At 70.8% G+C, this 24,758-nt stretch carries 22 protein-coding genes and 1 pseudogene; 12 read left to right on the top strand and 11 right to left on the bottom strand.

Going from position 1 to position 24,758, the window contains the following annotated elements; genetic code table 11:
* Positions 1-19 precede the first annotated feature (19 nt).
* Positions 20-1,015, bottom strand: a complete 996-nt coding sequence (locus ABZ374_RS00885) for a hypothetical protein (protein WP_360304652.1) — start codon at positions 1,013-1,015, stop codon at positions 20-22.
* A gap of 15 nt (positions 1,016-1,030) precedes the next feature.
* Entirely contained in the window at positions 1,031-1,684 is a 654-nt protein-coding gene (locus ABZ374_RS00890) for an NADAR family protein (protein WP_360304654.1), read from the bottom strand.
* Between the two features lie 119 nt (positions 1,685-1,803).
* Between ABZ374_RS00890 and dusB the strand changes: the two genes are divergently transcribed.
* Both dusB and ABZ374_RS00900 read left to right on the top strand, forming a co-directional pair.
* A complete protein-coding gene (dusB, locus tag ABZ374_RS00895; protein ID WP_360304656.1) occupies positions 1,804-3,000 on the top strand; it encodes a tRNA dihydrouridine synthase DusB in 1,197 nt (398 codons plus the stop codon).
* Positions 3,001-3,071: 71 nt separating this feature from the next.
* Positions 3,072-3,653, top strand: a complete 582-nt coding sequence (locus tag ABZ374_RS00900) for a TetR/AcrR family transcriptional regulator (RefSeq protein ID WP_020553151.1) — start codon at positions 3,072-3,074, stop codon at positions 3,651-3,653.
* A gap of 86 nt (positions 3,654-3,739) precedes the next feature.
* Here the strand turns inward: ABZ374_RS00900 and ABZ374_RS00905 are convergent.
* Positions 3,740-4,177: pseudogene (locus ABZ374_RS00905) on the bottom strand (M23 family metallopeptidase); the annotation flags it as partial.
* A 394-nt stretch (positions 4,178-4,571) separates the two neighbouring features.
* Here ABZ374_RS00905 and rpsB point away from each other — a divergent pair.
* From rpsB to rlmN, 6 genes are all read left to right on the top strand, one after another.
* Positions 4,572-5,513, top strand: a complete 942-nt coding sequence (rpsB, locus tag ABZ374_RS00910) for a 30S ribosomal protein S2 (RefSeq protein WP_360304658.1) — start codon at positions 4,572-4,574, stop codon at positions 5,511-5,513.
* A 205-nt stretch (positions 5,514-5,718) separates the two neighbouring features.
* Entirely contained in the window at positions 5,719-6,552 is an 834-nt protein-coding gene (gene tsf / locus ABZ374_RS00915) for a translation elongation factor Ts (RefSeq protein WP_360304660.1), read from the top strand.
* A gap of 190 nt (positions 6,553-6,742) precedes the next feature.
* On the top strand, positions 6,743-7,444 hold the full coding sequence (gene pyrH / locus ABZ374_RS00920) for a UMP kinase (protein ID WP_052173818.1): 702 nt from the start codon (positions 6,743-6,745) through the stop codon (positions 7,442-7,444).
* Positions 7,445-7,476: 32 nt separating this feature from the next.
* Positions 7,477-8,034 (top strand): ribosome recycling factor, encoded by a 558-nt coding sequence (gene frr / locus ABZ374_RS00925; protein WP_360304662.1) that lies wholly within the window; start codon positions 7,477-7,479, stop codon positions 8,032-8,034.
* Positions 8,034-9,299 carry a phosphatidate cytidylyltransferase gene (locus ABZ374_RS00930; RefSeq protein ID WP_360304664.1) on the top strand — a complete coding sequence of 422 codons (1,266 nt, stop codon included), beginning with the start codon at positions 8,034-8,036 and terminating at the stop codon, positions 9,297-9,299. Before frr ends, ABZ374_RS00930 begins: the two co-directional genes overlap by 1 nt.
* Before the next feature lie 96 nt (positions 9,300-9,395).
* Positions 9,396-10,502, top strand: coding sequence for a 23S rRNA (adenine(2503)-C(2))-methyltransferase RlmN (gene rlmN / locus ABZ374_RS00935; protein WP_360304666.1), 1,107 nt, complete (start codon positions 9,396-9,398; stop codon positions 10,500-10,502).
* Between the two features lie 357 nt (positions 10,503-10,859).
* Here rlmN and ABZ374_RS00940 read toward each other — a convergent pair whose 3' ends face one another.
* On the bottom strand, positions 10,860-12,098 hold the full coding sequence (locus ABZ374_RS00940) for a hypothetical protein (RefSeq protein WP_360304668.1): 1,239 nt from the start codon (positions 12,096-12,098) through the stop codon (positions 10,860-10,862).
* A 4-nt stretch (positions 12,099-12,102) separates the two neighbouring features.
* A complete protein-coding gene (locus tag ABZ374_RS00945) occupies positions 12,103-12,855 on the bottom strand; it encodes an ATP-binding cassette domain-containing protein (RefSeq protein ID WP_360304670.1) in 753 nt (250 codons plus the stop codon).
* A gap of 178 nt (positions 12,856-13,033) precedes the next feature.
* Here ABZ374_RS00945 and ABZ374_RS00950 point away from each other — a divergent pair, with 178 nt between their 5' ends.
* Positions 13,034-13,834, top strand: a complete 801-nt coding sequence (locus ABZ374_RS00950; RefSeq protein WP_360304672.1) for a tyrosine-protein phosphatase — start codon at positions 13,034-13,036, stop codon at positions 13,832-13,834.
* Positions 13,835-13,892: 58 nt separating this feature from the next.
* On the opposite strand, the gene ABZ374_RS00955 is transcribed toward ABZ374_RS00950, so the two are convergent.
* The 4 genes from ABZ374_RS00955 to ABZ374_RS00970 form a co-directional block, all read right to left on the bottom strand.
* The gene (locus ABZ374_RS00955; protein ID WP_360304674.1) at positions 13,893-15,272 is read right to left on the bottom strand and encodes an FAD-dependent oxidoreductase; all 1,380 of its coding nucleotides are present in this window, start codon (positions 15,270-15,272) and stop codon (positions 13,893-13,895) included.
* Entirely contained in the window at positions 15,269-15,925 is a 657-nt protein-coding gene (locus ABZ374_RS00960) for a pyridoxamine 5'-phosphate oxidase family protein (protein ID WP_360304676.1), read from the bottom strand. The genes ABZ374_RS00955 and ABZ374_RS00960 overlap by 4 nt, the downstream gene beginning before the upstream one ends.
* 189 nt (positions 15,926-16,114) lie before the next feature.
* Positions 16,115-17,500 carry an aspartate aminotransferase family protein gene (locus ABZ374_RS00965; RefSeq protein WP_360304678.1) on the bottom strand — a complete coding sequence of 462 codons (1,386 nt, stop codon included), beginning with the start codon at positions 17,498-17,500 and terminating at the stop codon, positions 16,115-16,117.
* Positions 17,497-17,970 carry an Lrp/AsnC ligand binding domain-containing protein gene (locus tag ABZ374_RS00970; protein WP_026218779.1) on the bottom strand — a complete coding sequence of 158 codons (474 nt, stop codon included), beginning with the start codon at positions 17,968-17,970 and terminating at the stop codon, positions 17,497-17,499. Before ABZ374_RS00970 ends, ABZ374_RS00965 begins: the two co-directional genes overlap by 4 nt.
* Positions 17,971-18,173: 203 nt before the next feature.
* Here ABZ374_RS00970 and ABZ374_RS00975 point away from each other — a divergent pair, with 203 nt between their 5' ends.
* Together ABZ374_RS00975 and ABZ374_RS00980 are read left to right on the top strand one after the other, a co-directional pair.
* Positions 18,174-19,604, top strand: a complete 1,431-nt coding sequence (locus ABZ374_RS00975) for a gamma-aminobutyraldehyde dehydrogenase (protein WP_360304680.1) — start codon at positions 18,174-18,176, stop codon at positions 19,602-19,604.
* A 193-nt stretch (positions 19,605-19,797) separates the two neighbouring features.
* A complete protein-coding gene (locus ABZ374_RS00980; protein WP_360304682.1) occupies positions 19,798-21,015 on the top strand; it encodes a spermidine/putrescine ABC transporter substrate-binding protein in 1,218 nt (405 codons plus the stop codon).
* A gap of 9 nt (positions 21,016-21,024) precedes the next feature.
* On the opposite strand, the gene ABZ374_RS00985 is transcribed toward ABZ374_RS00980, so the two are convergent.
* Positions 21,025-22,224, bottom strand: coding sequence for a cation:proton antiporter (locus ABZ374_RS00985; protein WP_360304684.1), 1,200 nt, complete (start codon positions 22,222-22,224; stop codon positions 21,025-21,027).
* A 105-nt stretch (positions 22,225-22,329) separates the two neighbouring features.
* Between ABZ374_RS00985 and ABZ374_RS00990 the strand changes: the two genes are divergently transcribed.
* A complete protein-coding gene (locus ABZ374_RS00990; RefSeq protein WP_360304686.1) occupies positions 22,330-23,562 on the top strand; it encodes a geranylgeranyl reductase family protein in 1,233 nt (410 codons plus the stop codon).
* 68 nt (positions 23,563-23,630) lie between these two features.
* On the opposite strand, the gene ABZ374_RS00995 is transcribed toward ABZ374_RS00990, so the two are convergent.
* Positions 23,631-24,755: a hypothetical protein gene (locus ABZ374_RS00995; RefSeq protein WP_360304688.1), complete on the bottom strand. Its 1,125-nt coding sequence runs from the start codon at positions 24,753-24,755 to the stop codon at positions 23,631-23,633.
* Positions 24,756-24,758: the final 3 nt, after the last annotated feature.

Here is a 24,758-nt window from a genome sequence, read left to right on the forward strand (position 1 = left end):
GGATCCCGCCCGACCACGCCTAGCCCATCTTGAAGATGCCCGCCACGATCCGGTCCGTCATCCGGTAGTTCAGGTCGCCGAAGACGGCGCTCGCCGCCTTGGAGACCGCCTCGCCCTGGCCCTTGAGCGGCGCGCCGTCGGCCCGGCCGATGTCGATCACCAACACGTAGTGCCCGGTCGTGGTGGAGACCGCGATGTGCTCGGAGCCGTCCTTGAAGGTGATCCCGCTCGACGCGGGAGGTGTGAGCCACGCGGTCGGCGACGTCGCGAACGGAATCGCGTCCAGCGCCTTGCGCAGCTCCTGCGCCTTGGGCTTGTCCGGTACCGAGATCACCGACAGCGTCGCCACGAACTTGCCGGCGGAGTCCTTGTACGACCCGCGCAACACGCCCAGGCAGTCGTTCCGGGTCAGCGCCGAGCCGGTCGCGGTGACCGCCTTCGAGCAGTCCTTGGCCGCCGAGCCGTCGACGGCCAACTGCCGGTACTTGGCGCCGCTGCGCCCGTCGAACTCGCCGGCTTCCTTGAAGAAGTAGTCCGTGGTGAAGGACAACTTGTCGGTGGAGACCGCGTCGATGTCGCTCGTGTTCGGCGGCGGCGCGGACTGGAACCCCTTGGGCTCGTCCGCGGGGGCGGGGGTCGAGCCCTGCGGTGCGGGCAGCGAGCCGCCGTTGTTCACCGGCTTCGGCGAGGAGTTCGCGGCCGGCTTCTTGTCGTCGCCGTCGTCGCCGGAGACGAGGAGGAAGGCCCCGCCGCCGATCACCGCGAGCGCCGCCACCGCGGCCACCGGCACCAGCCACTTCGGCCGCCTCGGCGGCGCGGGCGGCGGCGGCCCGCCGTACCCCTGGCCGTACTGCTGCGGGTACGGCTGACCGTACGGCTGTTGTCCGTGCGTGGGTTGCCCGTAGGGCTGCTGCTGCCCATAGGGCTGCGGACCGTTGTTCGGCTGTCCGTACGGCTGTTGCCCGTGGCCGTAGCCGGGCCCATTCGGGGGCTGCGGGGGCGGGAAGGCACTCATGGTGCGGAGATTAGTTCATCGGGGCGACCCGGCCGGGGCGGATCCACCGGCCCGGCCGGTCGCCGCGACCAGTCGGGCCCGGGTCTCCATCAGTGCGAATCCCAGCAGATTCGACCCGCGCCACAGCTCGGGATCGCCGGCCCGCTCGTCGTCCGCGGCCAGCCCGATGCCCCAGATGCGATCCACCGGGCTGGCCTCGACCAGCACCCGCCGCCCGGTGCCCAGCAAGAAGGCGCCCATCGCCGGGTGTTGCCCGAACTTGGCCACATTGCCGCGCACGATCAACTCGAACCGCTCGTCCAGCCAGCGCCGCTCGTCGAAACCGCGCACCTGCCGACCGATCGCCTTGGCGGCCTTGGGGTGCGCCGCGGCCAACACCCGCCGTTCCGCGTCCGCGTCGTCGAACATCCGCGCCTTGCCCGCCATCATCCAGTGCTCGGCCGTGCGATAGGTCACGTCGTCCACCGTGAACGGCGACGGATACCACTGACTCAGGCAGCTCGAGTCGACGCCGTCGAGCGGCTCCCGATGACCCCAGAAGAAGACGTACTTCACCCGCGGTGTGCGCCGGGCCCGCAGGATCAGCGACGCGACGTCGCGGGGCTCGGCCGTCGGCGCGGCATCCGGCTCGTCGGTCGTCGTCCCGGAATCGGGGGAATCGGTGGTCATGCCCGCGATGGTGTCAGGACCGGCGGACACCCGGCATCCGCTTATTCCCCGAAGGCGTGCCTCCCCGGTGGGCGACAATGGATCGATTCCGTTTCCCGCACCCTTCTGGAGCACCGTCCATGGCACCCGCCGACGCACCCATCCCCGACGCGACCGGCAGCCCGTGGGCGCCGCTGCGCCTGGGCGCCGCGGGCGGTGCGCAGATCTGGCCACCGGTGGTGCTGGCCCCGATGGCCGGAATCACCAACGCGCCGTTCCGCACGTTGTGCCAGGAACAGGCCGAGGCGGCCACCACCGCACGTCCCGCCGGGTTGTACGTCAGCGAGATGATCACCACCCGCGCTTTGGTCGAGCGGGACGCCAAGACGCTGCGCCTGATCCGCTTCGCCGACACCGAGCGCCCGCGCAGCATCCAGCTCTACGGCGTCGACCCGGACATCGTCGGCCGCGCGGTGGCGATGATCGTGGACGAGGACCTGGCCGACCACATCGACCTCAACTTCGGCTGCCCGGTGCCCAAGGTCACCCGCAAGGGCGGCGGCTCGGCGCTGCCCTACAAGCGCAACCTGCTGCGCGACATCCTGCGCTCGGCGGTCAAGAACGCCCGCGGCGTGCCGGTCACCATCAAGATGCGCAAGGGCATCGACGACGACCACCTGACCTACCTCGACGCGGGCCGGATCGCCGTGGACGAGGGCGTCACCTGGGTGGCCCTGCACGGCCGCACCGCCGAGCAGCACTACGGCGGCACCGCCGACTGGTCGGCCATCGCCCGGCTCAAGGAGGTCGTCACCGACATCCCGGTGCTCGGCAACGGCGACATCTGGGACGCCGAGGACGCGTTGCGGATGATGCGCGAGACCGGCTGCGACGGCGTCGTGGTGGGCCGCGGCTGTCTGGGTCGCCCGTGGTTGTTCCGCGACCTGGTCTCCGCGTTCGAGGGCAGCGCCGACCGGGCCCGCCCGACCCTGGGCGAGGCCACCGCGATCATGCGCCGGCACGCGGTGCTGCTCGCCGAGTGGATCGGCGACGAGGCGCACGGCGTGACCGACCTGCGCAAGCACGTCGCGTGGTACATGAAGGGCTTCTCGGTCGGCGGCACCATCCGCCGCGGCCTGGCCACCGCGAGCAGCCTGGCCGAACTCGACGACTGGTTCGGCCGGCTCGACCTGGACCAGCCCTGGCCGATCGGCGCCGACGGGCCGCGCGGACGCACCGCCGGCGGCAAGCGGGTCGTGCTGCCCGAGGGCTGGCTGGACGACCCCGAGTGCGCGCTGCCCCCGGTCGACGCGGAGCTGGACCACTCCGGCGGCTGACCCAGGCCCGGGCGGCGGAGAATTCCACAAGGTCCCGTTTGCCACCCACAGTGACGTCGTACAGTGAGTGGATGCCCAAGATTCGAGCGTCCTCCGTCGCCGAACACCGCGCGATGCAGCACGCCGCGCTGCTCGACGCCGCGCGGAGCCTGCTCGACGAGGGCGGTTTCGCCGCACTGACCTTCCCCGCGCTGGCCGAACGCACCGGGCTGGCCCGCTCCTCGCTCTACGAATACTTCGCCTCGCGCGCGGCCGTGGTCGAGGAACTGTGCGCGGTGGACCTGCCCGCGTGGGTGGCCGAGGTCGAGGACGCGATGGGCGCGACCGAGGACCCGGCGCAAAAGATCGCGGCCTACGTGGCTCGCCAGTTGGAACTGGTCGGTGATCGCCGTCATCGGGTGGTGGTCGCGATCTCCACCGGCGAACTGGACGCGAACGCGCGCGAACGCATCCGGGCCGCCCACGGGCGCATCGTCGAACTCGTGGTGGACGCACTGGCCGCACTGGGCCACCGGGACCCGATGCTGGTGGCGACCCTGGTCCAGGGCATGGTCGACGCGGCGGTCCGGCGGATCGAGTGCGGCGCCGACCCCGGCGCGGTCGAGGCGGCCACGCTGGCCCTGGTGCTCGGCGGCGTCGCCCGGGTCGGATAGCTCGCGCCGTTCGGATACAGCCGCACCCGCACCCGGCGCAGCAACGTGAGCGGATCCCGATACTCGGGCACCAGCAATCCCCAGTGCAGGCACGGCTCGCCCAGATGGAACGGCCCCGGAGCCAACTCCCCGAGCGGCTCGCCCGCCGCGATCGCCCGCCCGGCCGACACCGACGCGAGCACCGGCTCGTAGGTCGTGCGCACGGCGCCGTGCCGCACGCTGACCACACCCCGCCCGGCCACCGATCCGGCGAACACCACCACCCCCGCGCCCGCCGACCGCACCGGTTGCCCGACCCGGGCCGCGAGATCGACCCCACGATGCCCGGCCGACCAGGCCGTTTTCGGCGCCTCGTATCCGCGCAGCAGCACAGGGCGCGGATCCAGCGGCCACACCCACCGCCGGGGCGGCGCCGCCGCGCGCACCGCCCCGGGCGCGGCCGGCGGCCCGGCCGTCGCCAACACGGCGGTGAGCAACAACAGCACCGGCACGATCGAACCTCGGCCCCGCATCGATACGTTCATGCCCTCAGGTTGACCATCCACGACCGGGCGCGGACCAACGCGCGCTCGGCTGTGGATAAATGGCCATCTATCGCGTGTGGACAACTTTTTCCATACCAAGGGTCAAAAAATGCCGGCCGGAAGGCGAGTCGCTCGGCCGCGCGCGGTTCCCGTACACTTCCCGGAGCGGCCCGGCCTTCCGGGTCGACTTCGCGCGCCCACCTTCGAGCCGCCGACGTCCCGCATGGCGAGACGCCACCGAGCGGGACTCGATGGGGACACCTCTCGGTCCGGGAATCCGCAAGGACCTCGGCGTGGTGTCGCGGGCGTCAGGCGTGGCGGCGACCCGTCGTCACGGCACAACCGAGAGTCCCGGGCACGATCGCCGGGACGAGAGCCCAAGGAGCGTACGGCCATGGCCGTCGTCACGATGCGGGAGCTGCTGGAAAGCGGCGTCCACTTCGGTCACCAGACCCGCCGCTGGAACCCGAAGATGAAGCGCTTCATCTTCACGGAGCGCAACGGCATCTACATCATCGACCTGCTCCAGTCGCTGTCGTACATCGACCGCGCCTACGAGTTCGTCAAGGAGACCGTCGCCCACGGTGGCACGATCCTCTTCGTCGGCACCAAGAAGCAGGCGCAGGAAGCGATCGCCGAGCAGGCGACGCGCGTGGGCATGCCCTACGTCAACCAGCGCTGGCTCGGCGGCATGCTGACCAACTTCTCGACGGTCTACAAGCGCCTCCAGCGCCTGAAGGAACTCGAGCAGCTCGACTTCGACGACGTGGCCGGCTCGGGCATGACGAAGAAGGAACTGCTCGTCCTCAAGCGCGAGAAGGACAAGCTGGCGAAGACCCTCGGCGGCATCCGCGACATGCAGCGCGTGCCTTCGGCCGTGTGGATCGTGGACACCAAGAAGGAGCACATCGGCGTCGGCGAGGCCCGGAAGCTGCACATCCCGGTCGTCGCGATCCTCGACACCAACTGTGACCCCGACGAGGTCGACTACAAGATCCCGGGCAACGACGACGCGATCCGCTCGGTCACGCTGCTCACCCGCGTGATCGCCGACGCCGTCGCCGACGGTCTCATGTCGCGTGCCGGTGGCGCCGCCGCCGACACCAAGGCCACCGCCGGCGAGCCCCTCGCCGACTGGGAGCGCGAGCTGCTCGAGGCCGGCAAGAAGGAAGAGGCCGCTCCGGCCGAGGCCGCCCCCGCCGCCGACGAGGTCGTCGAGTCCGGCTCGGTCACCGAGGCCGATGTCGTGGCCGAGGCCGAGACCGGCGAAGCCGCTCCGGCCGCCGAGGCTGCGACCACCGAGGCGCCGGCCGCCGAGGCCGACCCGCAGGTCTGACCCTGGAACGAGGGGTACGACGGCCCGGCCGACGTACCCCTCGCCCTGTGCCGGGCCCCGATCACGGTGCGTGCGTATTCCGTACGTCCCCGTATGTGTCGGAATACCGCACAGCCCCTTGACCTTCATCGGGTGGGACGACAGCCTCACCCGCAGTCGCTCGGTGCAACCGGGCCGCTGACCCGAGAGACGAGAGAATCAGGACATGGCGAACTTCTCCGCCGCGGACGTGAAGAAGCTCCGTGAGCTCACCGCCGCAGGCATGATGGACTGCAAGAAGGCCCTCGAAGAGGCCGAAGGTGACGTCGACAAGGCTGTCGAGATCCTTCGCGTCAAGGGCCAGAAGGGCGTCACCAAGCGCGAGGGCCGCTCGGCCTCCAACGGTGCGGTCGTCGCGCTGCTCGACGGCACCGCCTCCGGTGTCCTGGTCGAGCTCAAGTGCGAGACCGACTTCGTGGCCAAGAGCCCGAAGTTCATCGAGGCCGCCAACGCGATCGCCGCGCATGTCGCCAAGTCCTCGCCCGCCGACCTCGCCGCGCTGCTCGCGAGCGAGATCGAGGCCGGCAAGACCGTCCAGCAGTACGTGGACGACGCCAACGTCGCGCTCGGCGAGAAGATCGTGCTGGACCGCTTCGTGCAGTACGCCGACGGCTTCGTCGCCGCGTACCTGCACAAGACCAGCCCCGACCTGCCCGCGCAGATCGGTGTCCTGATCGAGCTGGACGGCGCCGACGCCGAGGTCGCCAAGGACGTCGCGCAGCACATCGCCGCGTTCTCGCCCACCGTGCTCACCCGCGAGGACGTCCCGGCCGAGACGGTCGAGACCGAGCGTCGCGTGGCCGAGGCCACCGCGCGCGAGGAGGGCAAGCCCGAGGCCGCCCTGGCCCGGATCGTCGAGGGCCGGGTGACCGGTTACTTCAAGGACAACGTGCTGCTCGACCAGGCGTTCGCCAAGGACAGCAAGAAGTCCGTGGGCAAGGTCCTGGACGAGGCCGGCGTCAAGGTCAAGCGCTTCACCCGGTTCAAGGTCGGCGTCTGATCGCCCCTCGCACCACCTCGCCCCGCCTTGGAAACCACCGCGGTCGGGGCATGCAATAGGTATGAACGCAGTGAACAGCAGTATGGCGAGGAGGCCGCAAGGCGTGGAGGGAACCGTGCAGGAAACCGAAACGAAAGCGGCCTCCTCGTCGTCCGCCGAGGGCGACGAGCCGAACCCCTACGCGCGCCGGGTGCTGCTCAAGCTCTCCGGTGAGGCGTTCGCGGGCGGCGGCGCCCTGGGCGTCGACCCCGACACCGTGCAGACCATCGCGCTCCAGATCGCCGATGTGGTCCGCCGCGGCACGCAGGTCGCCATCGTCATCGGCGGCGGCAACTTCTTCCGCGGCGCCGAGTTGCAGATCCGCGGCATGGACCGCGCCCGCTCGGACTACATGGGCATGCTCGGCACCGTGATGAACTGCCTCGCGCTCCAGGACTTCCTGGAGAAGCAGGGCATCGACACCCGCGTGCAGACCGCCATCACGATGGGCCAGGTCGCCGAGCCGTACATCCCGCGCCGCGCCGTGCGACACCTGGAAAAGGGTCGCGTGGTCATCTTCGGCGCGGGCATGGGCATGCCCTACTTCTCCACCGACACCACGGCCGCCCAGCGTGCCCTCGAGATCGACGCGGTCGCGTTGCTCATGGCCAAGGGTGTCGACGGCGTATACGACTGCGACCCGAAGTCCAACCCGGACGCGGTCATGTTCGATCGTCTGGATCACGCCGAGGTGCTCGCCCGCGGGCTCAAGGTCGCGGACGCCACCGCGATCAGCCTGTGCATGGACAACGAACTGCCGATCGTCGTCTTCAACCTGCTCGTCGAGGGCAACATCGCCCGCGCCGTGCGGGGTGAGAAGATCGGCACCTTGGTCAGCCGTACCGACGGCTGATCGACGGCGACAGGACCGGGACAGGAGCCGACATGATCGACGAGATTCTCCTCGAGGCCGAGGAAAAGATGGAGAAGGCCGTCGTGGTCGCCAAGGACGACTTCGCGGCGATCCGTACGGGCCGGGCCACCCCGGCCATGTTCAACAAGATCCTCGTGGACTACTACGGCTCGCCCACTCCGGTGAACCAGCTCGCGTCGTTCACCACGCCCGAGCCGCGCATGGTCATCGTGACCCCGTTCGACCGCGGCTCGACCAACGCGATCGTCAAGGCGATCCGTGACTCCGACCTCGGGGTCAACCCGACCGACGACGGCAAGCTCATCCGCGTGGTCTTCCCGCAGCTCACCGAGGAACGCCGCAAGGAGTTCATCAAGCTGGCGCGGGGCAAGGGCGAGGACGCGAAGATCTCGTTGCGGGCGATCCGCCGCAAGGCGAAGGAAACGCTCGACAAGCTGGTCAAGGACGGCGAGAGCGGCGAGGACGAGGTGCGCCGCGCCGAGAAGGAACTCGACGACACGACCCACAAGTACGTCGCGCAGATCGACGAGTTGCTCAAGCACAAGGAAGCCGAGCTGCTCGAAGTCTGATGAACGACTCGACCTGGGGCGGTACGCCGCCGGCCGATCCGCCCGCGGGAGCGCACCCCGATCTGCCGCCCGGCCACGACCCGTACGGGGCGTACGGCGCGTGGCCGGAGCAGGTCCCGGACGCACCGACGGGTCAGGATCAGGCCCACTACGACGCGGTCCGGTCCGGCGGCTACGGGGACGGCGCCACTCGTGCGCAGCAGCACTTTCCCGCCGGCGTCGGGGTACGGACACAGGATGACCACACGCAGGTGCTGTCACCGATCGCGGGTCACGACCCGGGCGACGAACCGGACCTCCGCTCGGGTTCGTCCGCGCGGGAGGATTCCGCTCGTGTGGACGCGGCTCGGCTCGAGCCCCGGCGTGAGGGGCTCGTGGTGACCGAGGAGCCGCCTGCCAAACCGGTCGGCAAGGCCGGTCGCAATCTGCCCCAGGCGATCGCCGTCGGCGCCGGGCTCGGCGGGATCATCGTCGCCTCGCTGCTGACCCTGCCGGTGTTGTTCGTCGGCGTCGTGCTGCTCGCGGTCCTGGTCGGACTGTGGGAGCTGGCCGGTGCGTTCGGTCGGGCCGAGGCGGTCGCCGACGCGTCGGGTCGGACCGCACAGGGCGCCACCGTCGGGCGCGGCATCCGCATCCCGGTGATACCGCTCGCGGTCGGCACGGTGGCGATGCTCGTCGCCGCCTATGCGCGCGGCGCGGAGGGGCTCGCGATCGCCACCGCGCTGACCGCGATCGCGGTGATGCTCTGGCGGATGACCGAGGGCCCGGAAGACTTCCTGCGGGACATGACGGCCGGTGTGTTCACCGTCTTCTACCTGCCGTTCCTGGCCGGGTTCGCGGTGCTCATGCTCGCCGACGACGACGGCGCCCAACGGGTGCTGACCTTCATCATCCTGGTGGTCTGTGCGGACACCGGCGCGTACGCGGCCGGAGTCACCTCCGGCGGTCCGCACAAGATGGCGCCGAGGATCAGCCCCGGCAAGAGCTGGGAGGGCTTCGCCGGCGGAGTGTTCCTGGCCGCCGTCGCGGGCGCGGTCTGTGTGACGACCATGCTCGACGGCGAGTGGTGGCAGGGCGCCGTGGTGGGCGTCGCCGCCGCGGCGGTGTCCGCGCTCGGGGACCTGGCCGAATCGATGATCAAGCGGGACCTCAAGGTCAAGGACATGGGCAACCTGCTGCCCGGTCACGGCGGCCTGATGGACCGGCTCGACTCGTTGCTGGCCGCCGCCCCCGTGGTGTGGCTGCTGCTCGCCGCATTCGTATGACCCGGACCTGATCCGGCGAAGAACCGGACAGGCCGCGTGTGCACGAGAGCGGGGTCGATCCGGCCCCGCCCGTACACCTGCGACACTGGACGAGCCATGCCCAAACCAGGAGAACTCACCTTCACCGCGCCGCCGCGTCGTTCGAAGCCGCCGCGCCACCTTGCCGACCTCAACCCCGCCGAGCGCCGCGAGGCCGTGGCCGAGCTGGGCGAGAAGCCGTTTCGCGCGGCTCAACTGTCCAAGCACTACTTCGGTCACCTCTCGGACGACCCCGAGCAGTGGACCGACATGCCCGCCGCGTCCCGGTCCAAGCTGGCCGAGGCGTTGCTGCCCGCGCTGATGACGTCCGTGCGGGACATCTCCTGCGACGACGGCGCGACGCGCAAGTCGTTGTGGAAGCTCTTCGACGGCACGCTCGTCGAGGCCGTGCTGATGCGCTATCCCGACCGGGTCACCATGTGTGTGTCCTCGCAGGCGGGTTGCGGGATGAACTGCCCGTTCTGCGCCACCGGCCAGGCGGGTCTGACCCGCAACCTGTCCACCGGCGAGATCGTCGAGCAGGTGCTCGCCGGCGCCCGGGCACTGGCCCGCGGCGAGGTGCCCGGCGGCCCCGGCCGGGTCAGCAACATCGTCTTCATGGGCATGGGCGAGCCGCTCGCCAACTACAAGGCGGTGGTCGGCGCGGTGCGTCGGCTGACCGACCCGAGCCCGGACGGACTGGGCATCTCCGCCCGTTCGGTGACCATGTCGACGGTCGGTCTGGTGCCGGCGATGTACAAGCTCGCCGACGAACGCATCCCGGTCACCCTCGCGCTGTCCCTGCACGCGCCGGACGACGACCTGCGCAACACGCTCGTGCCGGTCAACACGCGCTGGGACGTACGCGAGGTGCTGGACGCCGCGTGGCACTACGAAGGCGTCACCGGTCGACGGGTGTCCATCGAGTACGCGCTGATCAAGGACATCAACGACCACGGCTGGCGGGCCGACCTGCTCGGGCGCCGGCTCAAGAACCACAACGCGCACGTCAACCTGATCCCGCTCAACCCCACCCCGGGGTCGAAGTGGACCGCGTCGACGGCCGAACGCCAGGAGGAGTTCGTCCGCCTGCTGACCAAGCACGGCGTGCCGGTCACCGTCCGGGACACCCGGGGCCGGGACATCGACGGGGCGTGCGGCCAGCTCGCCGCCGCCGAGGTCTGAGCACCGGCCGGCAAGTCGGACATCCGGGACAGGTCACGGGTGCGCGGCGCGGCGATATAGAACGGGTAACGAATCCTTATCGGATCCTTAGGCGCCCCAGGGCAGACTGATCTCAGTGCCAAGCCGCCGGATCCTTTGATCCCCCCGTTCGAATGATCCGGCGGTGGCACGCCCAAGCCGCCGGTCGAAGGGACACGATCCGGCGCACGGCTCGGGGTCGCGTGGCCCCCGAGACGATAAGCACTTCGAGCCCGTCGCGGAAGGGGACGCCGCGCCGGGCTCGAAGTGTTTTCCCATGTCCGCACCGATGCGGCGGAGCTTTTCGCCCGGTCCGTTCGCGCGCTTCCCGACCTCGGCTCAGGCTCCCCGGCGCAGGCCGGGCCGTTCGTCCCGCAGGGTCACCACCACCGCCGCGATCAGCGCGAGGGTGAGCAGACCGACCGTCCACACCATGCCCAGCAGGGCCGCGTGGGCGGGGATGGTGGGGAACGAATTCCCCTCGCCGCGCGCCGGCCAGGCCGTCAGCGCGCCGACCGCGATCGCGATCGGCACGCACACCAGCACCGGTACCACCAGCGCGGCCAGGGCCGCGCGGCGATCGATCCGCTCGCCGGCGCCGATCGAGTGCAACGTGTGCGAGGTCTCGCGGCGCGCGGGGCCATGCTCGACGACCACCGTGAAGAGCATCGCCGCCGCACACGAGGACACCGTCGTCATGATCAGGAACAGCGGGGCGTCGGCCATTTCGGTCGGTGTGTGGTCGCCCGCGAGCCCGCTGGTGGTGATCACCGCGACCGCGACCGTGATCAGACCCAGTGGCAATGTCAGGCCGCGAGCACTCGCCTCGACCCGGCGCGCCGCGCACAACGTCCAGGCCCGACCCGCCCGCACGGCCCAACCCGAGCCCAGCCAGGTCAACAACCACGGCACGGTCAGCGCCGCCCCCAGCAGCACCGCGCCGTAGCCGGCCAGCGCCGCCGGCACCGCGCCGTGCGACAACCGCTCCGGATGGCCCGGGTCGGCGATCAGGTATTGGCCGAGCAGCCCGGCGAGCGCCACCAGCGGTCCGACGTAGGGCGGAACCGGGGGCCGGATCCGGGTCGACGGTCGCCCCGTCGCGTAGCCGGCGGCGAGCACCGCGACCAGGGGCACCGCGGCGAGCACCGCGACCACGCCCGGCCAGGGCGCCGAAGCGCCGATCAGCAGCAGGCGCCGGACCGGGGCAGGCGGTGCGGCCGGCAACGTGCGCAGCGCCAGATGCGCCTGCACCCCGGCGAACGACCCGGCCAAGGCGGTGACCGCGACCTCGGACACCACCGAGTCCCGACTCCGCCGGTTCGCGTCGGCGGCTTGCCCCGGGAGCGTCAGGCGAAGGCCGATCGTGACCAACACCGCCACCGCGCCCAGCACCGGCAGCGCCGCGAGCACCGGCCCGAGCAGGGCCGGGCCGGGCGGTTCGACCGGCAGTGCCCAGGCCAGCAGGCACAACAGCACGATCGTGGCGGCGCCGGCCACCGCCGCGCCGGCGAGCACCCGCACGGCGTCGACCCCGGAGGCGCCGTGCCACGCGTTGCGCAACCGGCCGGCGGGGGCCACGGGTCTACCACCCGTCCGCATGCGGGTCGGGGCGGCCCTCGCGCAGGGCCAGACAGTGGTCCGCGTGTGCGGCCACCCGCCGATGGGCGGTGGCCAGCACCAGCGTCATCCCGTGCGAGCGCACCGCGGAGACCAGGATCCGCATCAGGTGGTCCAACTCGGCCCCCACCAGATCGTGGGCCGGTTCGTCCGCGAACACCACGGCCGGGCGGGTGACCAGGGCCCGGGCGACCGCCGCGCGGCGCAACAACGCGGGGCCCAGGCCGGTGGGCCGGGATTCGGCGTGCTCGGTCACGTCCAGCCGATCCATCCAGTGCCGGGCGATCGCGAACGCCTCGGCCCGGCGGACCCGGTCCAGCAGCAGCGGCAGCGCCACGTTCTCCGCCACGGTCAACTCCGGCAGCAGCCGGGTACGGCCGTCGACGAGCCCGAAGTGCCGACGTCGCAACGCGGTCCGGCCCTTCTCGTCGAGCACGTGCATCGGGCCGCTGTTGAACCACACCTCGCCGCAGTCGGGGGCGACCACCCCGGACAGACAAGCGAGCAGCGCCGACTTGCCGGCGCCGGCGGGACCGGTGATCGCGAACGTCTCGTCGGCCCGGACCGCCGCGGAGACGTCCCGCAGCAGGGTGACCGGACCCTGGGTCAGGGTCAGCCCGCGGCCGCGCAGGATGTCGTTGTCGGGCGGGGTGGTCGGTACGCCGGCGACGACGGCGCGCCGCTCATGGGCTCTCGCCGGGCGGGACGACAGGGACATGGCACACCTCCCGCAGAGAAACGTTCGTTGCCACCCGTCTCCTCCAACGAGCATCCGGTCGCCGGGTTGCGGCAGGGAGGACAAACCCCTCACTCGGGGAATGCTGCCGGCGGCGGACGTTCGCGCGCACCATGATGAGGCGAACAGGTGTATCGAACGCGTTCCGAACGGGGTGCACATGAACCGCCGACTCGATCTTCCGGATCTCCTCAATGCCCGCGACGTCGGCGACCTACCGCTGATCGACGGGGGAGTCACTCGTACGGGCGTACTGATGCGGTGCGAGACCCCGGATCTGCTGACCCCCGCGGGCATCGATCGGCTGACCCACACCTACCGCGTGCGCCACGTGCTGGACCTGCGTTCGGACGGCGAAGGGCTGCCGCTCGCGCAGTGGCCGGGCGTGATCCGGCACCGGTTGCCGCTGCTGGGCCGACGTTCGGCGCTGGCCGCCGACCGGGCCGCGGTCGGCGACATCTCGGCGGGGCAGACCCAGGGCCTGGAGTTGGACGAGGACATCGACCTGGGCAGCGTGGACGAGTTCGGCGCGGGGTTGTTGTACATGCGGATGGCCGAGCGGGGCGGCGAGTCCTACGTGCGTTCGCTGGAGATCCTGGCCGGTGACGGTGGGGTGCCGGCGCTGGTGCACTGTACGGCGGGCAAGGACCGGACCGGGATCCTGGTCGCGCTGCTGTTGTCGGTCGCGGGGGTGGAGCGGGAGGCGATCATCGCCGACTACACCGAGACCGAGGTGCACCTGGTGGAGATGTTCGAGCGGATCGACCGGTTGCCCCGGCAGCCGCGGATCGACCCGTCCCATCCGGTGGCCCCGGCGATGCGCGGAGCGGCCCGCGCCTCGATCGACACGTTCCTGCGCGTGCTCGCCGAGCGGCACGGCTCGGCGGCGGATTTCCTGCTCAAGGCGGGTGCGGCGCCGGAGCATCTGGAGACCTGGCGTCGCCTCATCCGGGGGCGGTGACCCGATCGTTCCCGGGTCACGGGTCACCGCTTCGTCGGTGTGCCCGGTGGCCCGGGGCTCAGTGGCCCAGGAACCGGCCGAACGCGTGCGCGAGTCGGGATTCCTTCCCGGTGCGCTTCTCCTCGGCGTCCGCGCCCGCCATCACCCGCAGGCCGACGTTGGTGCCGATCCAGCGCAGCGGCTCCGGTTCCCACTTGGGCGAGCGGTGTCGCACCCAGGGCAGCCGGGTCAGCTCGGTGTACTCGTCGCGGATCAGGTCGGCGAGGGTGCGGCCCGCGAGGTTCGCGGTGCCCACGCCGTCGCCGACGTAGCCGCCGGCCCAGGCCAGGCGGCGGGCGCGGTCCAGGCCACAGCTCGCGTACCAGTCGCGGGCCACGCCCAGCGGTCCGCCCCAGGTGTGGGTGACCTCGGCGTCGCCGATCGCCGGGAACAGTTCGGCGATCACCCGACGCAGTTCGGCGAAGACGCCCTCGTCCCGGTCGAACTCGGGCCGCACCCTGGAGCCGAAGTGGTACGGCGCGCCGCGCCCGCCGAAGGCCAGCCGGTCGTCGGCGGTGCGCTGCCCGTAGATGATCAGGTGTCGCATGTCGCTGAAGCTCTCCCGGCGGGCCAGGCCCGCCTCGGCCCAGAACGACTTCGGCAGCGGCTCGGTGGCGATCATCAGCGAGTACACCGGGGCCAGGTCGCGATGGAAGCCGGCCAGCTCGGGGGTGTAGCCCTCGGTGGCCCGGACCACCACGTCGGCCCGGACCCGGCCGTGCGGGGTGCTCGCGACACCGTCCTCGATCGCGGTCACGGGGGTGTGCTCGTGGATGGTCACGCCCAGCCGGGTCACCGCGGCGGCCAGCCCCCGGGCCAGCTTGGCGGGGTGCACGACCGCGCAGTGCGGCGTGTAGGTGCCGCCGAGCACGTCGGTGGCGCCGACCATCGCGTGGGCCTCGGCGGCGTCCAGCAGCCGGGCGTCCAAGTCGTCGAAGCCCCACGCGTGTTCGTCCGCGACCAGTTGGCGGGCCCGGTCCAATTGCACCGGGGTGCGGGCCAGCACCACGGTGCCGCCCTTGGCGAAGTCGCAGTCGATGCCCTCTGCCGCGACCACCCGGCCGACCTCGTCCACGGTCGCGTTCATCACCCGCTGCTGGGCGATCGCCCGCTCGCGGGTGCTGCTTCGGGCCACCTTGGCCATCGACGCGGGGAACAGCGCCGAGCACCAGCCGCCGTTGCGGCCGGAGGCGCCGAATCCGGCGACCTCCCGTTCCAGGACCACGATCCGCAACGACGGGTCCGCCTGGGCCAGGTAGTACGCGGTCCACAGGCCGGTGTAGCCGGCGCCGACGATGGCCACGTCCACGTCCAGGTCGCCCGCGAGCGGCGGTCGTGGCGTGATGTCCTCGCCGAGGGTGTCGAACCACAACGACAGGTCCCGGTAGTCGGTGGTCATCGTCGCCACTTCCTCAGATAGTCCGGTGCGGGTAGATCGAAGCGCAGGTCGGGGGCGGTCACCGGCTCGCCGAACCGCTCGGTGAGCGGCACCACGCCGGCCCAGATCGGGGTGTCCAGGTCCTCGTCCGCGTCGTCCGGGGGACCGGCCGAGATCTTCACCGAGGTCTCGTCCAGGGGCAGGGCGAGCACCAGCGTCGCGGCGAGTTCCTTGGCCCGGTGCGGGCGCAACTCGCCCCGGCGGCCGGGCAGCAGCCGGTCGGTGAGCAGGTCCAGCGCGGCGACCTTCTCGTCCTCGGGCACCACGACGCACGAGCCGAGCACCATCGCGCTGCGGTAGTGCATGGACGATTCGAACGCCGAGCGGGCCAGTACCAGGCCGTCGAGCAGGGTCACGGTCAGGCAGGTCGGGGCACCCTCGGCCAGGCCGCGGAAGAGCCGGCTGCCGGTCGAGCCGTGGATCAACACCCGTTCGCCGTCCCGGGCATAGGCGACCGGGAGGACGAATGGCCGACCCTGCTCGTCGGTGATCGCGAGGTGCCCGACCAGGCCGGCGTCGAGCACGGCGTGCAGCGCGGTCCGGTCCGGCACGGCGTGGTGGGGCAGGCGGCGTATCCGGGTACGGGGGGTGGAGCCGGGCGTGGGGTGGCTCATCGGGCCTCTTCGGTGCTGCGAGCGCGGCGCGGGCCGGCGCGGGCGATTCGATGTCGTGATGTCGGTACTTCTTGGTTTTTCGGGCGATTTCATCCCGGATATGAGTCTGCCGCCGTCGCGCACTGGCGTGTGCGCGACGGCGGCAGACTCACTGAGGGTTCGTCGAATAGCCGGGGTTCACTGCTCGATCTACAGCTTGGTCCATGCCTCGGTCAGCACGCCACGCAGGATCTGCTCGATCTCGTCGAACACGCCCTGGTCCGCGGTCAGCGGCGGGGACAGCTGGATGACCGGGTCGCCGCGGTCGTCGGCGCGGCAGTACAGGCCGTTGTCGTAGAGCGCCGTGGACAGGAAGCCGCGCAGCAGACGCTCGGCCTCGTCCTCGTTGAACGTCTCCTTGGTGCCCTTGTCCTTGACCATCTCGATGCCGTAGAAGTACCCGTTGCCGCGCACGTCGCCGACGATCGGCAGGTCCTGGAGCTTCTGCAGCGTGGCCAGGAACTTGGACTCGTTGTCCAGCACGTGCTGGTTCAGGCCCTCGCGCTCGAAGATGTCGAGGTTGGCCAGCGCCACGGCCGAGGACACCGGGTGCCCGCCGAACGTGTAACCGTGCATGAAGACGTTGTCGCTGCCGTTGTAGAACGGCTCGGCGATGCGGTCCGAGACGAGCATCGCGCCGATCGGCGAGTAGCCCGAGGTCATGCCCTTGGCGCAGGTGATGATGTCCGGCACGTAGTCGAACTTGTCGCACGCGAACATCGTGCCGAGGCGGCCGAACGCGCAGATGACCTCGTCCGAGACGAGCAGCACGTCGTACTGGTCGCAGATCTCGCGCACCCGCTGGAAGTAGCCGGGCGGCGGCGGGAAGCAGCCGCCGGCGTTTTGCACCGGCTCCAGGAAGACCGCGGCGACGGTGTCGGGGCCCTCGTTGAGGATCGCCACCTCGATCTGGTCGGCGGCCCAACGGCCGAAGCCCTCGGGCGAGGAGTCGGCGAGGAACTCCGGCTTGCGGTACTGGTTGGTGTTCGGCACCCGGAAGGTGCTCGGCACCAGCGGCTCGTACGGCGCCTTGTAGTCCGGCAGGCCGGTGATCGACAGCGCGCCCTGCGGGGTGCCGTGGTAGGCGATGGCCCGCGAGATGACCTTGTGCTTGGTCGGCTTGCCGGTCAGCTTGAAGTAGTGCTTCGCCAGCTTCCACGCGGACTCGACGGCCTCGCCGCCACCGGTGGTGAAGAAGACCTTGTTCAGGTCGCCCGGGGCGTGGTTCGCCAGCCGCTCGGCCAGTTCGATCGCCTTGGGGTGGGCGTAGCTCCACACCGGGAAGAAGGCGAGCTGCTCGGCCTGCTTGCGGGCCACCTCGGCCAGCTCGGTGCGGCCGTGACCGGCCTGTACGACGAACAGGCCGGCGAGGCCGTCGATGTACTTGCGCCCGTTGGTGTCCCAGATGTAGCTGCCTTCACCGCGCACGATGGTCGGCACGGGAGCGTTCTCGTAGGACGACATGCGGGTGAAGTGCATCCACAGGTGGTCGTAGGCGCTCTTGGAGAGGGCCGCGTTGTCGTACTGCTGTGTCATCGAGTACCCCACTGGTAGGTCTGCTTCCGAAGCTTCAGGTAGACGAAGCTCTCGGTGCTCCGTACGCCCGGAATCGCTCGAATCCTCTTGTTGATGATGTCGAGCAAGTGGTCGTCGTTCTCGCATACGAGTTCCACGATGAGGTCGAAGGAACCTGCCGTGATGACGACGTAGTCCACTTCCTTCATCGTGGCCAGTATGTCCGCTACGGGATCGATGTCTCCTTCGACACGGACCCCGACCATGGCCTGGCGATGGAAGCCGACGGTCAGCGGATCGGTCACCGCGACGATCTGCATCACGCCCTGGTCGAGCAGGCGCTGAACGCGTTGACGCACGGCGGCCTCCGAGAGACCGACCGCCTTGCCGATCGCGGCGTATGAGCGGCGCCCGTCCTCCTGGAGCTGCTCGATGATCGCCTTCGACACGGCGTCGGCCGGAGCGTTCGGGTTTCTGTCTCGACCGGCCACGTGGTCACTCTGCCTCATCAAATGGGCCTTTCGCAAGGGAATCCGTTGACTTTGCTCAGTGAGACAACTGATTCAGTTGTTGGTGCGTGATGGGGATGCGGATACCGACAGCAATCCGGTTAGGCTGGGAACGCGACCCAGGCCGGGATCGACCCCCTCACCGTCCTGCCGGTGCCGCCCCGTTTTCGAAGGAGACTTGGGACATGAGCGACCTGCGTACTCTGCGCAACTACATCGACGGCACGTTCACCGACGCCGCGGACGGCGGCACGCTCGACATCGTCGACCCCGCCACCGGCGAGGTCTACGCGACGTCCCCGCTCTCTCGCGAGCGGGACGTCGACGCGGCGATGCGTGCGGCGGCGGCGGCGTTCGAGACCTGGAGCGAGACCACGCCGGCCGAGCGGCAGCTCGCGCTGCTGCGGATCGCCGACGCGGTGGAGAAGCGCGCCGACGAACTGATCGACGCCGAGTGTCTCAACACCGGCAAGCCTCGCGCGCTCACCGCGTCCGAGGAGATCCCGCCGATGGTGGACCAGATCCGCTTCTTCGCGGGCGCCGCGCGCATGCTCGAAGGCAAGTCGGCCGGCGAGTACATGGCGGGGCACACGTCCATGGTGCGCCGTGAGCCGGTCGGTGTCTGTGCCCAGGTGGCGCCGTGGAACTACCCGATGATGATGGCGGTGTGGAAGTTCGCGCCGGCCATCGCCGCGGGCAACACCGTGGTGCTCAAGCCGTCCGACACCACCCCCGCCTCCACCGTGCTGCTCGCCGAGATCATGGGCGAGATCCTGCCCGCCGGCGTGTTCAACGTGATCTGCGGCGACCGCGACACCGGCCGTTTGATGGTCGAGCACAAGACCCCGGCGATGGCCTCGATCACCGGTTCGGTACGCGCCGGCATGTCGGTCGCCGAGAGCGCGTCCAAGGACCTCAAGCGGGTGCACCTCGAACTCGGCGGCAAGGCGCCCGTCGTGGTCTTCGAGGACGCGGACATCGCCGCCGCGGCCGAGGGCATCGCCGGTGCCGGCTTCTTCAACGCCGGCCAGGACTGCACCGCCGCCACCCGGGTGCTCGTGCACTCCTCGATCCGCGACGAGTTCGTCGCCGCGCTGGCCGCGGCCGCCGCGGAGCTGGCGACCGGCCCGCAGGAGGACGCGTACTTCGGCCCGGTCAACAACGTCAATCAGCTCAAGCAGGTCAGCGGCTTCATCGAGCGCCTGCCGGCGCACGCCAAGGTCGAGACCGGCGGGCACCAGGTCGGCGAGAAGGGCTTCTTCTACGCCCCGACCGTGGTCTCCGGGCTGAAGCAGGACGACGAGATCATCCAGAACGAGGTGTTCGGCCCGGTCATCACCGTGCAGTCGTTCGAGGACGAGGCGGAGGCGCTGGGCAACGCCAACGGCGTGCAGTACGCGCTCGCCTCCTCGGTGTGGACCAAGGATCACGGCCGGGCGATGCGGATGGCCAAGCGGCTCGACTTCGGGTGCGTGTGGATCAACACGCACATCCCGCTGGTTGCCGAGATGCCGCACGGCGGCTTCAAGCACTCCGGCTACGGCAAGGACCTCTCCGGCTACGGCTTCGAGGACTACACCCGGATCAAGCACGTGATGACGAACTACGACGCCTGATCCCACCGCCGCGCCCGCGGCGTCGGCACGACCCACCCGCACCCTGTCAACTCCGCTCCGCGAGGGTTGACAGGGTGCGTGTTGCCGTCGGGGGTGGGCGGACGCCACGATGCGGTGGGCCATTTTGTACGCCACTGTGCGGTCCCCCGCCCACGGAGCAGGCCCCACCCCCGCATTCGCCAAGGAGTCGCCGATGACCCGCGCCCGCACTCGCGCCCAGTCCCCGCTGCGGATCGCCGGGCACCGGGTGGACCGGCGGATGTTCCTGCGCGGCACCGGCGCGGCGGCGGCCGCGGGCACCCTGGCCGCGTGCGGCGTGCCCTCCGCGTACGTCCAGGAGAGCAAGCGCGGCGGCCGGGACCGGTCGGAGCAGGAGAAGGTGGTGCGCTTCTCCAACTGGGCGCTCTACATCGACATCGACGAGAACGACGAGCAGAAGCACCCCACGCTCGACGCCTTCACCGACAAGACCGGGATCAAGGTCCGGTACTCGGAGGAGATCAACGACAACGACGAGTTCTTCGGGAAGATCCACCCGGCCATCCAGGCGGGCAAGGAGCCCGGACGCGACGCGATCGTCATCTCGGACTGGATGTGCACCCGCTTCGTCCGGCTCGGCTGGGTGCAGAAGCTGAACAAGGCCAACCTGCCGCAGGTGGACGCCAACCTCGCCGAATCGCTGCGCAGCCCGGGTTACGACCCCAGGCGCGAGTACACCGTGCCGTGGCAGAGCGGGATGACCGGCATCGCGTACAACAAGAAGCTGGTGGACCGCGAGATCCGGTCCGTGAACGACCTGTGGCGACCCGAACTCAAGGGGCGGGTCACCGTGTTCGCCGGCTTCATGGAGGCGGTCGCGCTGCTGATGCTCGGCGAGGGCGCGGACATCAAGACCTTCACGGACGCGGACGTGGACAAGGTGATGGAGCGCATGCAGAAGCTGGTGGACAAGGACCACATCCGCAGCTTCACCGGCAACGACTACACCTCGGGCCTGGCCAACGGCGACATCCTGGCCTGCCAGGCGTACTCCGGCGACGTCGGCCAGCTCAAGCTGGACAACCCCGACATCGAGTTCGTGGTGCCCGAGGAGGGCGCCGAGCTGTGGTCGGAGAACCTGATGGTGCCGAACAAGGCCGCGCACAAGACCAACGCCGAGAAGCTGATGGACTTCTACTACGACCCGGAGGTCGCGGCCGAGCTGGCGAACTACGTGGCGTACGTGTGTCCCGTCCCGGCCGCGCAGCAGGTGCTGGCCGAGTCCTCGGACCAGGAGATGCGCGAGTCGGCGACCAACCCGCTGATCTTCCCGGACGCCGAGATGACCGCGAAGCTGCACGGGATGCGCGAGACCACCGAGGACGAGGAACGGCGCTGGGAGAAGGCGTGGGGGAACATCATCGGCCTGTGAGCCGGCGGATCAGCGCTCCGCCAGGGCCGGGTCGGCGGTGACGGCGCCGCGATAGGCGCGCAGGCCCAGCAGCGGGAACACCAGCACCGAGACCATGCCGGCGCCGACCATCGCGGCGGCGGTGCCCGCGCGCAGTTCGCCCTCCTCCACACCGATACCGCTGATCACCACGATCAGCGGCAGACCGGCCGAGGCGAACAGGGCCAGGCCCAGCCGCACGGCCGCCCGCGAGCCGCGCTCCATCAGGTACGTCGGCACCCCGCGAACCACCAGCAACAGCGCCAGGAACAGCGGCAGCAGGGCCAGCGTGCCCGCGTCGGCGAACAGCGCCCGGCCGTCGAAGCGCACCCCGCTGATCACGAAGAAGACCGGGACGAACATCCCGAAGCCGATCGCGTCCAGCTTGCCCGCGACCGTCTCGCGCGTCTCGGCGGGCATGTCGGACAGCAGCAGCCGGATGACCAGTCCGGCGGCGAACGCGCCGAGCAGGGGGTCCAGGCCGAGTTCGCCCGCGGCCCAGACCAACAGCGCGAGCGCGAGCACGGCCAGCCGGATGGCGAGTTGGCCGCTGGAGTGCAGCGTGGCCCGGACCACCCGGTCCAGCGAGTCGGGCAACGGTCGGCGCGCGAACGCGAACACCACCACGGTCACCGCCGCGAAGCAGGCCAGCGCGATCGCCGAGGCGCCCGCGTTGCGCCCGCTCAGCAGCAGCGACACGGCCACGATCGGGCCGAACTCGCCGAGTGTGCCGATCGCCATCACCTGGGTACCGAACCGGGTCGGCAGCGCACCCGCGTCACGCAGGATCGGCAGCAGCGTGCCGAGCGCGGTGGTGGTCAGGGCGAGGCCGACCACCAGGCGGGACATCGTCGAGCCGGACCACACCAGCAGCAGCCCGAACAGCAGGCCGACCACCAGCGACAGCGCCCAGCCCAGCGTGGCCCGACGCAGCGGTCGGCCGCTGAGCCGGGTCGGATCGATCTCGAAGCCGGCCAGGAACATCAGGAACGCGAGCCCGAAGTCGGCCAGATAGGTCAGCACGGCACCCTCGTGCACCCAGTCCAGTGCGGACGGACCCGCCAGGACGCCGAGCAGGAGTTCGAACACGACCGTGGGCACCGGGATCCGGCGCCCGAGCAGATCGGCCACGAGCGGTGCGGCGAAGGCGAGGGCCAGGACGATCAGAAGTGACGCACTGTCGGGGGACACCGGCGGAGCATAATGCGCATCCGGTGCGCATTCCGGCAGACGCGCAGGTCGGCGGCCGACCTCCCGGCAAGAGCCGCCCGGACGGACGCACTAGGGTCGATATCCATGACTAGCAGCTCCCCCGAGGCCACCCCCGCGCCCGCCGTCGAACTGCCCGCCGACTCCGGTACCGACCCCGGAACCGAGCCTGTGACCTGGGATGTCGTGGTGATCGGAGCCGGCCCCGCCGGGGCGTCCGCGGCCCTGGCCGCGGCGCGCGCGGGACGTCGGGTGCTGGTGCTGGACCGGGCCGAACTGCCGCGCTACAAGACCTGCGGCGGCGGCATCATCGGCCCCTCCAAGAGCGCCCTTCCGCCCGGGTTCGAGCCGCCGGTCGAGGACCTGGTGCACGAGGTCGAATTCACCCTGCGCGGTCGCCGCCGGCGGGTGCGCTCGGCCCGGACCACGCTGATCGGCCTGGTCGACCGGGCTCGCTTCGACGAGGCGCTGACCCGGGCGGCGGTGGCCGCGGGCGCGGTGCTGCGCGAGGGCGTCGCGGTCTCCCGGATGGCCGAGCGGGACGGCCTGGTGACGCTGACCCTGCCCGGTGGCGAGTTGTTGCGGGCACACGCGGTGGTCGGCGCGGACGGCAGCGCGGGACGCAGCTCGGCCTACGTCGGGGTCACCTTCGACCAGGTCGACCTGGGCCTGGAGGCGGAGATTCCGGTGCCGCCGGAGGTCGCCGCGCACTGGCGCGGCCGGATCCTGCTCGACTGGGGGCCGCTGCCGGGCTCGTACGGTTGGGTCTTTCCCAAGGGCGACACGTTGACCGTCGGGGTGATCTGCGCCCGGGGCGAGGGCGAGGCCACCCGCGCCTACCTGCGCGACTTCATCGGCCGGCTCGGTCTGGCCGGATTCCGGCCGGCCGTCGAGTCGGGCCACCTGACTCGCTGTCGCAAGGAGAGCGCGCCGCTCTCGCGCGGCCGGGTGCTGGTGGCCGGCGACGCGGCCGGGCTGCTGGAGCCGTGGACGCGCGAGGGCATCTCGTACGCGCTGCGCTCGGGCAGGCTGGCGGGGGAGCGGGCCGCGCTGGTGGCCCAGGTGGGCACCGATGCCGAGGTGGACAAGATCGGCGCCGAGTATCACGCGGACATCGACGCGGTGCTGGGCCGCGAGATGCGCGCCGGCCGGCTCCTGCTGGGCGTGTTCGAGCGGCACCCCGGGATGTTGCACCACGCGGTGAGCACGCTGCCGCAGGGCTGGCGGGTGTTCCGCAAGGTGGTCCAGGGACGGACCACGTTCGCCGACCTGCTGGAGCGGCCCGCCGCCCGGCGGGTGCTGGCGCTGACCGGCCACTGACGAGGTCGGCCGGCCCCGGGACCGTCCTTCACGGGTCCGGGGCCGGCCTGTGCGGGCGGGTGCCGAACTCAGTCCCGAGCCGGCTCGTCGTCCCCCTCGGCCGAGCGGATCCGACGCAGGCGCGCGCCCTGGAACAGCGCGTTGCCCACCAGCATCAGGCCGAGCGCGCCGCCCGCGAGGGGCAGCGTGTCATCGTCGGGGCCGGTCTTGGGCAGCGAAGTCGGCGGTGTGGCCTGGTCGGTGCCGCCGGTGCTCGCGCCGGTGGTGGTGCCGCCGGTCGTATCACCGCCGCCGGTGCTGCCGCCTCCGGTCGTGCCACCGCCGCCGGTGCTGCCGTCGCCTCCGGTACTTCCGCCACCGGTCGTGCCGCCACCCGTCGTGCCCCCGCCGGTGGTGCCGCCGGGAATGGGTGATTCGACGGTGTAGCCGATGAAGGACGGGTCGTTGTTGTTGGGCACGTTCTTCAGGGTCAGCGGTCCGCGCCGGCCCAGGACCATCGTCGTGTCCCTGGCGTCCTGGGGGACCACCAGCACGCAGAACGTGGAGATGTCGGGCTCCGCCGCGAGCGGGAGCCGGACCTCGGCCCGAGCCGCGCGCGGCGACCGTGCCGGCGGGTATTCCACCGTTGCGGACCAGCGCCTGGTCTCGTGCGGTTCCAGGAATTCGAACGTGCACCGGAACGAACTCACCCACTGCGGACCCGGATCGGTAAGCGCCCTCGCGGGTTCACAGCCGGGCACCGAGAGGATCTTCAACTGTCCCGTGCTGTAGGCGTATACGTCCCGATGGGGATCCATTTGGCCGGTGTTGTTGGTGACGGTGAACCAGATCGTCGACCGTCCGTTCGCGTCGAAGGTGATCTGGTTGTCGGTGTCGACCCCGAACGCCGCGGTCGGCGGCTTGGTCGTCGTCGGCGGTCGAGTGCTGCTCGGTGGTGGCGTCGTGGGCGGCTTGGTCGTCGGCCGGTGGGTGCTCGGCGGCGGCGTGCTCGCCGGCTCGGTGGTGGCCGGCTTCGTGGTGGCCGGCTTCGTGGTGACCGGGGGCCTGGTGCCGGTCGGCGGTTCGGTGCTGACCGGCGGCTTGGTGGTGACCTCGCCGGTCGGGCCGTGGGTTCGGGTGTGTGCGCTGCCGGATCGCTGCGCGGGCCCGTTTCCCTCGGTGTCCGCGACCGCCAGGCCGGCGCTCAGAATCATTCC

Source organism: Embleya sp. NPDC005971, from assembly GCF_040629175.1.
GTDB lineage: Bacteria > Actinomycetota > Actinomycetes > Streptomycetales > Streptomycetaceae > Embleya.

Coding starts and splice junctions, on each gene's coding strand:
- rlmN (WP_360304666.1), top strand. CDS start 9,396: ATGCCCAAACCAGGAGAACTCACCTTCACCGCGCCGCCGCGTCGTTCG.
- dusB (WP_360304656.1), top strand. CDS start 1,804: ATGGCACCCGCCGACGCACCCATCCCCGACGCGACCGGCAGCCCGTGG.
- ABZ374_RS00960 (WP_360304676.1), bottom strand. CDS start 15,925: ATGAGCCACCCCACGCCCGGCTCCACCCCCCGTACCCGGATACGCCGC.
- ABZ374_RS00890 (WP_360304654.1), bottom strand. CDS start 1,684: ATGACCACCGATTCCCCCGATTCCGGGACGACGACCGACGAGCCGGAT.
- ABZ374_RS00975 (WP_360304680.1), top strand. CDS start 18,174: ATGAGCGACCTGCGTACTCTGCGCAACTACATCGACGGCACGTTCACC.
- ABZ374_RS00995 (WP_360304688.1), bottom strand. CDS start 24,755: ATGATTCTGAGCGCCGGCCTGGCGGTCGCGGACACCGAGGGAAACGGG.
- ABZ374_RS00930 (WP_360304664.1), top strand. CDS start 8,034: ATGAACGACTCGACCTGGGGCGGTACGCCGCCGGCCGATCCGCCCGCG.
- ABZ374_RS00965 (WP_360304678.1), bottom strand. CDS start 17,500: ATGACACAGCAGTACGACAACGCGGCCCTCTCCAAGAGCGCCTACGAC.
- ABZ374_RS00885 (WP_360304652.1), bottom strand. CDS start 1,015: ATGAGTGCCTTCCCGCCCCCGCAGCCCCCGAATGGGCCCGGCTACGGC.
- ABZ374_RS00955 (WP_360304674.1), bottom strand. CDS start 15,272: ATGACCACCGACTACCGGGACCTGTCGTTGTGGTTCGACACCCTCGGC.
- ABZ374_RS00980 (WP_360304682.1), top strand. CDS start 19,798: ATGACCCGCGCCCGCACTCGCGCCCAGTCCCCGCTGCGGATCGCCGGG.
- ABZ374_RS00990 (WP_360304686.1), top strand. CDS start 22,330: ATGACTAGCAGCTCCCCCGAGGCCACCCCCGCGCCCGCCGTCGAACTG.
- ABZ374_RS00900 (WP_020553151.1), top strand. CDS start 3,072: ATGCCCAAGATTCGAGCGTCCTCCGTCGCCGAACACCGCGCGATGCAG.
- frr (WP_360304662.1), top strand. CDS start 7,477: ATGATCGACGAGATTCTCCTCGAGGCCGAGGAAAAGATGGAGAAGGCC.
- ABZ374_RS00945 (WP_360304670.1), bottom strand. CDS start 12,855: ATGTCCCTGTCGTCCCGCCCGGCGAGAGCCCATGAGCGGCGCGCCGTC.
- ABZ374_RS00950 (WP_360304672.1), top strand. CDS start 13,034: ATGAACCGCCGACTCGATCTTCCGGATCTCCTCAATGCCCGCGACGTC.
- tsf (WP_360304660.1), top strand. CDS start 5,719: ATGGCGAACTTCTCCGCCGCGGACGTGAAGAAGCTCCGTGAGCTCACC.
- rpsB (WP_360304658.1), top strand. CDS start 4,572: ATGGCCGTCGTCACGATGCGGGAGCTGCTGGAAAGCGGCGTCCACTTC.